Source organism: Paenibacillus sp. J22R98 (assembly GCF_059383835.1).
The window spans coordinates 122,981-136,796 of sequence record NZ_JBXENW010000008.1 but is presented as its reverse complement, the minus strand read 5'-3'; the positions used below and the strand labels follow the sequence as shown (position 1 = coordinate 136,796).

At 52.2% G+C, this 13,816-nt stretch carries 9 protein-coding genes; 8 read left to right on the top strand and 1 reads right to left on the bottom strand.

Annotation, left to right across the window (positions count from 1 at the left end; genetic code table 11):
- Position 1: 1 nt before the first annotated feature.
- The 8 genes from AC50Y3_RS21730 to AC50Y3_RS21695 all read left to right on the top strand — a co-directional run bounded on the left by AC50Y3_RS21730 (position 2) and on the right by AC50Y3_RS21695 (position 12,804).
- Complete coding sequence (locus AC50Y3_RS21730) at positions 2–1,630, top strand: response regulator (protein ID WP_494820815.1); 1,629 nt, start codon at positions 2–4, stop codon at positions 1,628–1,630.
- Positions 1,631–1,747: 117 nt separating this feature from the next.
- Complete coding sequence (locus AC50Y3_RS21725) at positions 1,748–3,220, top strand: glycoside hydrolase family 32 protein (protein WP_494820814.1); 1,473 nt, start codon at positions 1,748–1,750, stop codon at positions 3,218–3,220.
- A gap of 229 nt (positions 3,221–3,449) precedes the next feature.
- A complete protein-coding gene (locus AC50Y3_RS21720) occupies positions 3,450–5,465 on the top strand; it encodes a beta-galactosidase (RefSeq protein ID WP_494820813.1) in 2,016 nt (671 codons plus the stop codon).
- A 98-nt stretch (positions 5,466–5,563) separates the two neighbouring features.
- On the top strand, positions 5,564–6,517 hold the full coding sequence (locus AC50Y3_RS21715; RefSeq protein ID WP_494820812.1) for an ABC transporter permease: 954 nt from the start codon (positions 5,564–5,566) through the stop codon (positions 6,515–6,517).
- 56 nt (positions 6,518–6,573) lie between these two features.
- Positions 6,574–7,461: a carbohydrate ABC transporter permease gene (locus AC50Y3_RS21710; protein ID WP_494820811.1), complete on the top strand. Its 888-nt coding sequence runs from the start codon at positions 6,574–6,576 to the stop codon at positions 7,459–7,461.
- Positions 7,462–7,552: 91 nt separating this feature from the next.
- Entirely contained in the window at positions 7,553–9,310 is a 1,758-nt protein-coding gene (locus tag AC50Y3_RS21705; RefSeq protein ID WP_494820810.1) for an extracellular solute-binding protein, read from the top strand.
- Positions 9,311–9,446: 136 nt separating this feature from the next.
- Positions 9,447–11,228: a sensor histidine kinase gene (locus AC50Y3_RS21700; RefSeq protein ID WP_494820809.1), complete on the top strand. Its 1,782-nt coding sequence runs from the start codon at positions 9,447–9,449 to the stop codon at positions 11,226–11,228.
- Positions 11,221–12,804, top strand: coding sequence for a response regulator transcription factor (locus tag AC50Y3_RS21695; RefSeq protein ID WP_494820808.1), 1,584 nt, complete (start codon positions 11,221–11,223; stop codon positions 12,802–12,804). The genes AC50Y3_RS21700 and AC50Y3_RS21695 overlap by 8 nt, the downstream gene beginning before the upstream one ends.
- Before the next feature lie 45 nt (positions 12,805–12,849).
- Here the strand turns inward: AC50Y3_RS21695 and AC50Y3_RS21690 are convergent, their stop codons facing one another.
- Positions 12,850–13,713, bottom strand: a complete 864-nt coding sequence (locus AC50Y3_RS21690) for a helix-turn-helix domain-containing protein (RefSeq protein ID WP_494820807.1) — start codon at positions 13,711–13,713, stop codon at positions 12,850–12,852.
- Positions 13,714–13,816: the final 103 nt, after the last annotated feature.

The window sequence follows — 13,816 nt, the reverse complement described above, 5'->3', positions numbered from 1 at the left end:
GATGCGTACACTGCTGATTGTGGACGATGAACGTAATATCAGGCTCGGGCTGAAGGCGATCATTGAGCGAGGATATCCCGGACGATATGAGATGTTATTTGCGGCTGATGGGGAGGAAGCGCTCGGGTTGATTCAAGGCGGCCAAGTGGAGATCGTCATCACGGATATTCGAATGCCGGGGATGGATGGTCTGGCATTAATTCGCGAATTGGCGCAGCTTCCGCAGAAACCGGTCGTCATGATTCTCAGCGGCCATGATGATTTCCACTATGCGAAGGAAGCGATGCTCTACGATGTGCGGGAGTATTTGCTCAAGCCGATTGTGCGGGATGAGCTGTTCACGGCGCTAGAGCGGGTGGAACGGGAGCTGGAGCGGCAAGCGGCGCTATCCGAGCGGCTGGGGGAAGTGCATCATTATCGGGATGAGCTGCTGGCGAGCCAGTTGAACTATATCTTCCTGCATCCGAATTTGAAGGCACAAGAAATCGCGGAACGATGTGCAAAAGCAGGCTGGGATGCGCTTGTTGAAGCTCGGGATGCCTCGGAGGCGGGGGCTGGAGCAGGTGCGAGTAATGGGCCGGGGCCGGGGCAGGCTCAGGCGCGCGGTTATGTGATTGCACTGCTCAAGCTTCGCGGCGGCTTGTCCTCCGGGAAAGCGGGCCAGCTTGAGGCGATGCTGGCGACTCGGCCTAGCGGAGTTCGGTTTTATTTTAAAGATAAGGATGAGCGGCTGGTCGTCATTTGCGAGGAGACCGAGGGACCAAGCAGCTTGCTGGCGTTCATGAAAGAGCATCATGTTTCGGGGCAAATCGGAGTCAGCGAGCGATTGAATGGTGCAGGCGGCGTCAAACAAGCATACGAGGAAGCGCTCGAAGCTCTAAGGTATGGCTTCTTGCAGGCGGTAACGGCGGAGCCGGTGCTTCTGCATTACGACCGGAAGAGAGCGCGCCATCAGGAGAGCCATTTGCCGCTTGAAGACATTCGGCGTCTGGCGAATATGCTCGGTACCGAGCGGGACAAGGAAATGAAGCAGATTCTTACGGAGCTTCTGGACCCGAAGAAGCTGGCTGGCTTCGATATCGCGTCGATCGAGGAAATCAGCAAACAGCTGAACGAGCTTGTGTTTGACCGCGTCTTCAATCAGTACGGCGAGGAATCGGTGGAAATTCTGCGGATCTATAAGAAGGTCGGCTGCATGTATAACTTCGAGACGATTCATGATTATTTTCACAGCGTGGAGGATCTGCTGCTGCGGTTGAACGATTATGTGAAAGGACTGCGCCTTGTGCATGTCGAGCATAAGGAGATGAAGAAAGCGGTCAGCTACATTCACGATCATTTCCATCGGGACCTGAATATGGCGATGGTATCGAACCATGTTTCGCTGAACTACTCGTATTTCAGTCAGGCGTTCAAGGAGTTTACCGGCGAGAGCTTCGTCGTCTACTTGAAGCGGGTGCGCATTCAGAAAGCCAAGTCGCTGCTGGAGGAAACAGACCACAAAATCTATGAGATCAGCGAGCAGGTCGGCTTCGAGAATTCGAAGCAGTTCAATCGCGTTTTCCGCGAGATGGAGGGCATCTCGGCGATGGAATATCGGACGAAACATGCGGTGCAGCATCGTGTGTAAGAGGGAGGGCGGCCGCTAGCGGACTGCCCTTTTTTTCATGGAGGAGAAAAGTGGTAAGTCGTAGGTTAGTAGTATGCTATAATCCGGGTGATGCCACAATTCGAGCAGGAGGCTGTCATGGAAACCAATCAAGCTAAGAAGCATGAAGAGCACATAGCAAGGGCGAATCAAGCCACGGAGGAAGGAAGCTCGCGGATTTCGGAGGATCGCTTCCGACTTCGCTATCATTTGATGCCGAGAACCGGCTGGATGAACGATCCGAATGGACTTGTATACTTCAAGGGCAGCTATCATGCCTTCTATCAGTACTATCCGTACGAGCCGAGTTGGGGACCGATGCACTGGGGGCATGCCAAGAGCGAAGACCTCGTCAATTGGACCCATCTTCCGGTCGCATTGGCACCTTCAGAATCCTATGATCAGGGCGAAAGCGGCGGCTACGGCTGTTTTTCTGGAAGTGCTGTCGTCGATGGCGATACGCTTGCTCTGCTGTACACCGGACATGTTTCCGGCAAATCTCCGGTTGAGGTACAGTGTTTGGCTGTCAGCTCGGACGACGGCAATACGTTCGCGAAAAGCGAAGCGAATCCGGTCATTCCGGGGCCGCCGGAAGAAGGATTATTCGGCTTCCGCGATCCGAAGGTTTGGAAGCATGAAGATAAGTGGTACATTGTAATTGGAAGCGGTCAAGAAGGCCGGGGCAATGTGCGGCTGTATGCTTCTTCGGATTTGCATGAGTGGCGCTACATAAGTATTGCCGCTGACAGCGATGGCTCGCAGGGGGATATGTGGGAATGCCCGGATCTGTTCCCGCTTGGCGGCGGAGAGAACCATGTGCTGATTGTCTCCCCGATGAACATGGGGGCCACGAAGACGATGTATTTGTCCGGCACTTTCGATTACGAGAATGGCAGGCTCACGGCAACTCGTGCCGAAAGACTTGATTACGGCTTCGATTTCTATGCGCCGCAGACGCTTGAGGATGATCAAGGCCGACGCATTCTATTCGGGTGGATGAATATGTGGGGGGCAACGATGCCCGAACAGCAGGATGGATGGGCAGGAGCGATGACGATTCCGCGTGAGCTGATCCTGCAGCCGGACGGCAGTGTGCGCATGCTTCCCGTGCCGGAACTGGAGAAGCTTCGGGGAGAGCGATACGATGTGGAATCGCAGGTAATCGAAGCAGATACGGAAGTAACTCTGCCGGGCATCGCATCGGATGCGGTAGAAATCATCGCCTTGTTTGACGGCGATGCGGCCGAATTCGGCTTGCGGCTGCGCTGCTCGGCGGACGGCAGCGAATACACCGAAATCGGGTACCGCGCCGCGGACCGCATGCTCTATGTGAACCGCGAGCTTGCCGGTCTGGGCGATGGCGGAATCAGTGAAGTTCAGCTTGCGCCTCAGGATGGCGGGCTGCTGAAGCTCCATCTGTTCCTCGATCGTTCATCGCTTGAGCTGTTTGCCAATGATGGCGAGAAAACAATGACGAACCGCATCTATCCGCAGCCGGATAGTTTGGGGGCTTGTCTGTTCAGTCGCGGGGGGAATGCGGTTCTTCGCTCATTGGAGTCCTATGTTTTATAGCGGATTTACTGAGGGTGAAAATCAGAATGGCGTTAACCTCTATAGTGAAGATTGCCATCAAGAAATCGAACCGGGCGTTTATCAATTATAGAGAGTAGATTAGAAGGCTAACAGACCAATCCACGTCGGATTGGTCTGTTTTCTATGGTCAAAAGGTTGAATCTATAAGGTTTTGACCTTGCTGCACTTCCTCCATAATGAGGTAGACAACCGAGGGGGAGGGAAGCAGATGAAATTTGGCGCTTGTTATTATCCGGAGCATTGGCCGGAGGAACGCTGGGAGCTGGATGTGAAGCTCATGAAGGAAGCCGGGCTGAACGTCCTGCGGATCGGCGAATTTGCTTGGTCGAAGCTTGAGCGCTATGAAGGCAGCTACGATTTCTCATGGATGGATCGCATCATCGGGCTGCTGGCGGCACAAGGGATTGAGGTCATCTTAGGAACACCAACCGCAACACCGCCGAAATGGCTGATGGATAAACACCCTGACATCTATATGCGGGACAATAAAGGCATCGCGAGGGGCTTTGGCAATCGGAGGCATTACTGCTACAACAATCCCAACTACATGGAGGCGTCGGATCGCATTGTAACCGCAGTTGCGCGGCATTATGGCAAACATCCGAATGTCATCGCATGGCAGACGGATAATGAATTCGGCTGCAACGATACGGTTTATTGCTATTGTGATAATTGCCGATCAGCCTTTCAGGCTTGGCTGCGCCATACCTATACAAGTATCGATCAGCTCAACGAAAGCTGGGGAACGGTGTTCTGGAGTCAAACCTACAACGAATGGGAGCAAATCGTGCTTCCTGCGTATACCGTCTTCCATCTGCATAATCCGGGGCTGGAGCTCGATTATCGCCGGTTTGCTTCCGATTCCGTCATCGCGTACCAGAAGCGGCAAATTGACCTGTTGAAGCAGCTTGCCCCAAGTCAGCCCGTCACCCATAACATGTGGTCGGAGATGAACGAGATAAACAGCTTCGAGCTGTCCAAGGATCTCGATTTCGCTTCCTGGGACATCTACCCCAACCTCTGTTTTACCGATCAACCGGATCCCCGCGAAAGCGCAATCCAGCTCGATATGGCCCGCGGCGTGAAGCAAAGCCCCTTCTGGGTGCTGGAGCATCAGAGCGGCGCGCCCGGCGGCAACATCATGTTTCCAACGCCGCGACCGGGGGAGCTTCGCAGATGGACATATCATTCGGTCGCCCATGGCGCCGATGCAATCGTCTATTTCCGCTGGCGGACATGCCTATTCGGCGCGGAGCAGTTCTGGCATGGCATATTGCCTCATGACGGCATTCCGGGCAGGCGGTATGACGAAGTCAAGCAGGTTGGTGAGGAGCTGAAACGAATCATGCCGCGCATTGAAGGCAGCAGCGCAGGAGCGGAAGTCGCAATCATTCGTTCCTACGAGAATGAATGGGTCATGGACATACAGCCACAGGTGATGGGGCACCGGTATATCCGTCATCTCAAAGGCTATTATCGTTATTTCTATGATCATCATATTCCGGTGGATCTCCTATCCGACGAAGCGGATTTCAGCCGTTATCGTGTCGTCGTCCTGCCGCACTACATGCTGTCTAAGCCGGGAGCCAAGCAGCGAATCTACGATTATGCGGCGCAAGGCGGCACGGTGCTGCTCGATTTCCGTTCCGGCTCGCGGCTGTGGGACAACCGGATGTCGGATCAAACGCTGCCCGGCATCTATCGGGAGCTTCTTGGCATCTCGATTAGCGACTACGGTATCCTGCGGGAAGGTCAAACGCGCAGCGTCCAACTATCCCAAGACACAAACAGCTACAAAGCAAAGACCTGGTATGACTTCATCCAACCGGAGACGGCGGAGCCAATCGCTTGGTTCGGCGAAGACTATTTTGCCGGATCGCCTGCAGCGACATGCAATCGTTATGGCCAAGGCGCCGCCTATTACTTGGGCATGGAGCCGCAGCCTGCCTTAATGAATGCGCTTATGGATCGCATATGCGCGGAGGCCGGAGTAGCGCCAATAAAGGGCATACAGGTCCCGGAAAGTATTGAGCTCACGCGAAGGGTTAGCGGTGAAGGGCAGGAATATATTTTCGCGATCAATCATGGTACAGACCGTCAGGCCATCACGCTCGCAGAGCCGTTGTACGAACTTACCACGGAGCAAACCATAGCAGCAGGCACGATCGATTTACCGGGCAACGGCGTGTTTCTCTTCCGCAAGGATCACCCGCTACTAGGGTAATAAGTTGCAGTTTATCAGGTTGTTGGCGTTACCGGCCCCCTGCATAATAAAACTAGAACAACACGGATGAGAAACAGGGTAGAAAGGAGTACGGCAGTGTGAAATCAATCGCACCAACTAGGCAAGACACGGCACCAAACAAACGCAGCTTCGGCAGAAAAGTCATCATGCAAAGACAGCTGATCTACATGTCTGTTCCGTTCGTCCTCCTGATCGTCCTGTTCTCCTACGTCCCGCTCTGGGGATGGATTATGGCGTTTCAGCGGTACACGCTCGGCAAAGGGATCAAACACAGTCCTTTCGTCGGCTTCGATAATTTCGTCGCACTCTTCCAAGACGAACAGTTCTACCATGTACTCCGCAACACGCTCGCCATGGGTCTGCTGCAGCTGATCACCGGTTTCGTATGCGCCATTGCGCTGGCACTGCTGCTGAATGAGGTCAGATTCGTCTGGTTCAAACGGGTTATCCAAACGATTACCTACATTCCGCATTTTGTATCTTGGGTCGTTATTGCGAACATTACGCTTACGATGCTTTCTCCGGATGACGGTATGCTAAACCGCATTCTGATGAAACTTGGCATCATTCAGGAACCGCTCTACTTCATGGGCGAGGAAAAATGGTTCTGGTTCATCCATACGACGGTCAGCTTGTGGAAGGAGCTGGGCTGGAGCACCATTATCTACTTGGCGGTCTTGGTGGGGCTGAATCCCGAGCAGTATGAAGCGGCTGAGGTCGACGGTGCGAGCCGCTTTCAGAAGATGTGGTACATCTCTATTCCAGGCATCATGCCGACCGCGATTCTGCTGCTCATCTTAAATGTAGGCTGGATCATACAGGGCGGCTTCGAGTCGCAGTATTTGCTTGGCAATCCAATCGTCGTTGATTATTCCGAGGTGCTCGATCTCTATGCACTCCGCTACTCGACACAGCTTGGAGACTTCTCATTCGGGGTAGCAATCAGCATGTTTAAATCAGTCGTAAGCGTAGTCATGGTGCTAGCCGTTAATTATTTGGCCAAGAAAACGAATCAAAGCCGGCTAATCTAGCAGCTGCTATACACGTACAGTACACAATCCCGATAAGAGAAGGAGGGTGGTCAAGAATGGACCGCAATCAGGCGTGGGGCGCATTCGCGTTCAACACCTTTAACTTTACGCTGCTGCTTCTCATCGGCATGGCAACCTTGTTTCCCTTCTTGAACCTCATTGCGGTGTCGCTAAACAATCCGCTCGATTCCTTGAAGGGAGGAATAACCCTCCTGCCCAGAGAATGGACACTAATGAATTATAGAGCGATATTGAGTGATGACACGCTTGCGTGGTCCGCTGTCCGTTCCGTTATTCGTACCGTGCTTGGCACCGTACTAGGTGTTACGGCTACCGTCATGATTGCTTATACGCTTAGCCGCAAGCAATTCATCTTCCGCAAAGCGTTTAACGTCATCTTGGTCATTACCCTTTACGTGAACGGCGGCCTCATTCCAACCTATCTGCTGATCAAGAACTTGGGGTTGATGAATCATTTTGCCGTCTATATCATTCCCGGTTTAATCGGGGTGTTCAATGTTATTATTATTCGCAGCTATTTCGATCAGCTTCCGGAAGGACTGGTAGAATCGGCGCAAATCGACGGGGCAACCGACTTTCAGACGCTGTTTCGGATTGTCGTGCCAATCAGCTTGCCGGTTATTTCGACCATCACGTTATTTATCGCGGTTGGCCATTGGAATTCCTGGTTCGATAACAATCTCTATGCCAGCCGTAATCCCGATTTGAGCCTCCTGCAGTTTGAATTACAGAAGATTCTGTTGCAAAGCGTTAGCCAAGTCGCGAATGCGAATGAACATGTGGACGGCAAAGCGATTCAGTCCAACCCCGATACGATACGGGCTGCTCTGACTATTGTAGTTACAATGCCGATCCTCCTGGTCTATCCATTCCTGCAAAGGTACTTCGTCAAAGGCGTCACATTAGCTGCAATTAAGGAATAACCGGCTGCGCAGCCGGTTAATCAAGAGGTTATCAAACGGAGCGATCGATCCGTTGATATATACAAAACGATGATTGAAAGGGAGTCTAAAGATGAAGGGTACTAGGTTAAAACGCAGACTTACAATCGGACTCATCATTACCGTACTGACCGTGCTTATCTCAGGCTGCGGTTCCTCCAATAACAGCGATAACGAAGGGGCAGCTAACGAACCGGCGAAGAGCACGAATAACGCTGCAAACAATGGCAAGACCAATGAAGCAGCTTCCGGCGATAACGCCGCAGCTGAGCCTGCAGCGGATTTAAGTCCAATCGAATTTACGATCAACACGGCCGATGACAAGCTGAAATGGGATACGCCAATTACGAAAGCGATTACAGAGAAAACAGGCGTATCGCTCAAGTATGACCTCTCCGTCGGCGACCAATTTCAGAAATGGGATCTGTGGCTGGCAGCCGGTGACTATCCGGATGTCGTCGTGCTCGATGCCAACTACACGCAGAAGTTTAAAGATGCCGGCGCCATTATTCCGCTTAACGATCTGATCGACAAATATGGCCCGAACATTAAAGAAAAGTATGGCAAGTACTTCAATCTGCTCAAAGACAAAGACGGCAATATCTACTCCTTGTCCGGCGTCAACAAGAGCGAAGAAGCGGCAGCTAACTCGAGTGCCAACTTTGTCGTGCAATATGATGTGCTGAAGGAAGCCGGTTATCCGGAAATCAAAACGTTCGATCAGCTCTACGATGTCATCAAAGCGTATGCCGATAAACACCCGCAAATCGATGGGAAGGATACGATTGGCTTCGCCGCTTCCATGGCAAGCTGGACGATGAAGATTGAATTCAACAATCCGGTCATCAATGCGCTTGGACTCCCTGACCATGACCGTTCCCGAATTGATGCTAACGGCAATGTCACGTACAACCCGGTTTCCGAGGAATCCAAGGCCTACCTGAAATTCCTAAACAAGCTGTATAACAACGGGCTGTTCGATAAAGAAGCGTTCTCGCTCGACAATATTTCAACGAAAGCCGCACAAGGCCGCGTCCTTGCTGCCTATTCACCGGGCTGGTTCTTAGGTGATGCCGAAGCCTCGCTGCGTAATTCAGGTCATCCGGAACGTGCCTATGCCCATATTCCGATTTATTTCTCGGAAGGTACTGAAGATCACTCCAACACGCTGACGCCAACGCAAGCAGGAAGCTACCAGTGGACGATCAGCAAGAATGCGAAGAACCCGGAGCGTATGATTCAAATGATCGATTTCCTCTTCTCCGATGAAGGTCAAATTCTGACGCAGTGGGGCATTGAAGGGACTCACTTCGATGTAAAAGACGGTCACCGTGTACTGAAGCCGGAGCTTATTCAACAGCGTCTTGCAGATCCGGATACGGATTACAAAGAAGGCTTCCACGGCATTGGAACAGGCAACTTCTCGTGGTTTGGCATCGGCAATGGCGCGAAGCTGGCCGATGGCGACTACTCCACGCCGCTTACCAAAGACATGGTTATCGCCAACTACGATGACATGACCAAGGAAGTGCTGGCGAAGTACGGCAAGCAGGTATGGGCAGATTTCTTACCGCCGGTTGAATATGTACCGGGCTATATCTGGCAGCTTACGCCTCCGGATACGACGAAGGTGGAGGAACAGAAGATCGATGATACATGGCGTAAATACTTGCCGAAGATCATCATGTCGAAGGATGATGCCGCATTCGATTCCAATTGGAAGGATATGCAGGATGGCATCAACAAGAATGGTCTGGAGAAAGTAGAGGCGGCTTATACGCAGCTATGGGCGGATTTTAATGCCAAGTACAACAGCATCTTAGGCCAATAATGGTTGAAGTTACGCTACTCCTTGCTCGCAGCACTTGCGGGCAAGGAGTATGTTTCGTGCAGCGGAAGGAAAAGAGCGCAGGTGAAGCGAATGAGTGAGAAACGTACAGCCACGAAAGGTGCGAGGTAGCCGCGACATGAAAATACGGACAAAGCTGATCGTAGCCAACTTATTCGTTGTATTGCTTCTTCTGGGCTCCCTTACGTATGTGCTCATGAAACGCAGCAGCGACTTGGTCTATGAGCATATCATCGAGAATGCCGAGCTTTCCCTGTCTCAAGTAAGTGCGAACTTGGATAATAAGCTGAGCTCCTACGAGGAGAATGCGAATACGTTATTTTTGAACTCTTCCTTGAATGAGAAATTGCAGAAGCCGTATAAGGATGAGCAGGAAGCGTACGATACGTATTTTGACTATTACCAGCCTTTTATTTCGGCCGTTCAAGCGACCAAAGCGATCTCTCACCTCAACTTATATACCGATAATCCCACCTTTCTATTCGCCAATGTGTTCCTGATCGACCAGGAGACGCGCGATAGCGATTGGTATCGCAAGGTGTTTAATAATCGAATTGGCGGCTACTGGACCGGACCCTACATACCGCTTCTTGAGCATAAACCGGTGTTCAGCTTCCGCAAGCGAATGAACAATTTCGATCCGGCATCCCCGAACGTGGTCTCCATTGAAATCCAGCTTCGTGTGTTATCGGAGCTTATTAATGTAGAGAGTAAAAGTAAGCGGTTTATTTTCTCGCTCGCAGACGGTACGGTGCTGATAGATAGCGTGGAGACCGGCGGCATTCAGCAATTAAAGGAACTGCCTTTTTATTCGAAAATCATGAAGGAAACAGAGGGTAGCTTCAGTTATGAGGATGAGCGTAACAGCTATCAGATTATGTTCCAGACGCTCGAATCTCATAACTCCGTGCGAGGGATGAAGGTGCTGACCTTTATTCCGGTTAACGAGCTGATGCCCAAGATCGAACAGCTTCGCTCGCTCTCGATACTCTTGTTCCTGCTTGCCATAGTCGTTTCCGCGCTCTTCATTTCAACGATTTCGGTAGGATTGACGCGCCGGTTGACGGAGCTGTCGTTTCGGATGAAGCGGGTGCATAAGGATAATTTTCAGAGCTTCGTCGAGGTGAAGGGCAAGGATGAGGTTGCGCAGCTGGGTCAAATGTTCAATCTAATGGTGCAGCGGGTCGGGCAGCTCATCCAAGAGGTGTACCAGTCGGAGATCGATCAGAAGGAGCAGGCACTGCGGACGAAGGAAGTGGAGCTGTACGCGCTGCAGACGCAGATTAATCCGCATTTTTTGTTCAACGTGCTAAACATGATTCGAGGCAAGCTATTGATTGCAGGCGAACGGGATACGGCCAAAGTCGTCGGACTTCTGGCGAAGTCGTTCCGAATGATGCTCCGTAATGGCGGCCCTACAATTACGCTGAGCGAAGAAATGGAGTTTATCTCGATTTATTTGCAAATCCAGCAGCATCGGTTCGGCGATAAATTCACCTTTGCTATTGCCATTCCCCCTGAAGCGCTTCCAGTAAATTTACCGAAATTATGCATTCAGCCGCTTGTCGAAAATGCGATCACGCACGGGGTGGAGCTGAGCCCGACGCAGTCCCGCATTCAGATTAAAGGCGAGCTGGTGGAGGGTACGCTTCAGATCACCGTGGAAGACGACGGTCTGGGCATGACGCCTGAGCGTCTGACCGAAATTAAAGCCGGCTTGCAGCAGGATTCACTGGAGGTTACCTCCAACATCGGCCTTCGCAACGTGAATCGGCGATTGAAGGTCAGATATGGGGACAGCTATGGGCTGAACGTGCAAAGTGAGCAAGGAGCCGGAACGAAAGTGACGATATTCATTCCCATGCAGCAGGCGGATAATGGAGGCGAAACAGATGTATAGCGTACTGATCGTGGAAGACGAGCCGCTCGCAAGAGAATCGCTTAAATATGTGATTGATTGGGAGAACTACGGGTTCCAAATCCGAGCAGAAGCGGAAGACGGCAAACGAGCGCTTGAGCTCATGCAGCGAAACCATTATTCGCTCGTGCTGACGGACATTCGCATGCCGACGATGAACGGGCTGGAGCTGATTGCCAAGCTGCGGGAATTCACGGACGTGCCCGTCATTATTCTCAGCGGGTATGAGGACTTTGAATATGCACGGCAAGCGCTCAAAATGGGCGTCCACGATTACCTGTTGAAGCCTGTGGAGGAAGAAGAATTAATCGCGATCTTGGAGCGAATGGGCCAGAGCATCTCGGAGAAGCGGTCGTTTCAGCGACAGCATCATCTGGGTATATCCGCTCTTCGCGATCAAGTGCTGCGGAAGCTTGCGCATGGCCCTGTCAGCCGAAGCGAGTACGAGGACGCAATCAGAACCATTGGCAGCGGGATGGAGGAAGGACCGCTTCGTACGCTGCTGGTGGAGATGGACTCCCTCTCGTCGCCTGGCCAGGCACTGACCGAACATGATGCGGAGCTCAAGCGTTATGCGGTGCGTAATATTTTGGAAGAGCTGTGCGGCGGGGATGGTCTTGTGTTCGAAATGACCGATGAACGATACGGCATCGTTATAATGGGGATGCAAGGAGAGCTTGAAGGTGAGGGTCTGCTTGCATTCGCTCGGACGATCAGAGACGCGGTTGCCGTGAATGCGAAAGAAACAATCAGCATAGGCGTGGGGAGCTTGGTCACGAATGGACGAGAGCTCATGCATGCATTCGCCGCAGCGGAGGAAGCGCTCGATGGGAAGTTTCTGGTGGGCAGCGGTTCGATCCTGCTTGGCCGGAATGCGATGGAGCATACCGGAGGCGGCAGCGGCGGATTCCCAAGTACCGCTAAGCTGCAGGCAGGCGTTCTCGAGGTGATTTCCAATTTGCAGGACGAGCCGCAGGTTGATGATGCCATTGATCGATTATGGGAAGGCTTCAAGACGGAGCAAGCGTCGGGTAATGTCGTCCGTAAGAGCGTGCTGGAGCTGCTTGTCCAATTGCAGCAGCTTGTCAGGGAGCTCGGCGCGAGTGCCGACGGGCTATTCGAATATGAGCTTGGCGATTACGAGCGGGTGATGAAATGTAAGACGATGGAGGAGCTGCAGCTTCTGGCAAGCCGGAAAGCGAAGGATGTGCGAGCGCGGTTATGCGGCATCAAACAGCTGCAGCCGAGTACGCTTGTCACAACGGTGAAGAAGCTCGTTCTGGAGCAGTATCACACCAATATCAGCTTGCGGAGCATCGCGCAGCAGGTCTTCTTGAACCCGAATTATTTGGGCAAAATGTTCAAGGCCGGAACCGACGAGTCGTTCAACGATTATTTGCTTAAGGTGCGGATGGAGAAGGCGAAGGAGCTGCTCAGACACTCGGATAAGAAGGTTTACGAGATTGCCGAAGCTGTCGGTTATGGCGAGCTGGATTGGTTTTATAAGCGGTTTAAGAGTTATGCCGGCATGAGCGCCGGGGAATATCGGATGAAATGATAGCTTTAATGAGAGCGATGGAGGGCAGCCTTCCATCGCTTATTTTTATAAAGGGTTCATTTTGCGGTAGGCAAGCGGCGTCATGCTCGTCACTTTCTTGAAGATGCGGTCAAAATGTCCCGTGTTCTCGAAGCCGGTCCGCTCCGCAACGACAATGACTTTGAGATCCGTCTCCTTGAGCAGGCGCTGCGCCTCGCGAATTCGCGTCAGATGAACATACTCGATCAAGGTGAAGCCCGTGACCGTCTTGAAGCTTCGGCTGAGATAGTAGGGGCTCATGAAGAATTGTTTGGCGAGATCAGCCAGCGCGAGCTTGGCGTCATAATGCTCGTTGATGTGCAGGGCGACCTCGGATATTTTTTGATGCAGAGCGGTCGGCTGCTCGGGTGCTGCAGATTCGGATTGCGCCGGTGCGGGATGTCTGGCCGCGAATAGCAGCAGCTCGGTCAGCAGCAGCCTTAGATAGGATTCAAAGCCGGGCCGCAGCTCGGAGGCTTCGGTGATCATTTTGCCAAGCAGTTGGCGGACGAATAGCTGCTCTTGCGGCGTGAGATGCAGCAGAAGAGCACGATGTCCGAATGGTTGCAGCAGCAGCGGGTCATAAAAGGGATGCTCCGTTCCGAGAAAGGCATCGCTGAAATTGATAACGATCCGTTCATGTTCCGGCGGGCCAAGCTCAGAAGAGTTGTGGACGACCTGTTTATTCACGAGCAGCAAGTCACCGGACGTTATCGAATAGGAGCGGTCCTCGATGAAATGCACGCGCTTCCCCGACACCAAATAATAGATTTCATAGGTAGGGTGAAAGTGATTGTTGCGTCCAAACGGCTTCGTTCGATGTACATGCTGAATATAGAAATCGCCTTCCTCATCTCCGTAGGAGAGCGGTTCGTCGACGATGAGCTTCATCGGAAATCCTCCTTGTGATGCTGGCATACGGATATCTCTACTTTAGCGCAAGATAGGTGAACAAACCATCATTTTGAGCAAAATATGTCACGATATTCGGCAA

Coding starts and splice junctions, on each gene's coding strand:
- AC50Y3_RS21730 (WP_494820815.1), top strand. CDS start 2: ATGCGTACACTGCTGATTGTGGACGATGAACGTAATATCAGGCTCGGG.
- AC50Y3_RS21725 (WP_494820814.1), top strand. CDS start 1,748: ATGGAAACCAATCAAGCTAAGAAGCATGAAGAGCACATAGCAAGGGCG.
- AC50Y3_RS21720 (WP_494820813.1), top strand. CDS start 3,450: ATGAAATTTGGCGCTTGTTATTATCCGGAGCATTGGCCGGAGGAACGC.
- AC50Y3_RS21710 (WP_494820811.1), top strand. CDS start 6,574: ATGGACCGCAATCAGGCGTGGGGCGCATTCGCGTTCAACACCTTTAAC.
- AC50Y3_RS21705 (WP_494820810.1), top strand. CDS start 7,553: ATGAAGGGTACTAGGTTAAAACGCAGACTTACAATCGGACTCATCATT.
- AC50Y3_RS21700 (WP_494820809.1), top strand. CDS start 9,447: ATGAAAATACGGACAAAGCTGATCGTAGCCAACTTATTCGTTGTATTG.
- AC50Y3_RS21695 (WP_494820808.1), top strand. CDS start 11,221: ATGTATAGCGTACTGATCGTGGAAGACGAGCCGCTCGCAAGAGAATCG.
- AC50Y3_RS21690 (WP_494820807.1), bottom strand. CDS start 13,713: ATGAAGCTCATCGTCGACGAACCGCTCTCCTACGGAGATGAGGAAGGC.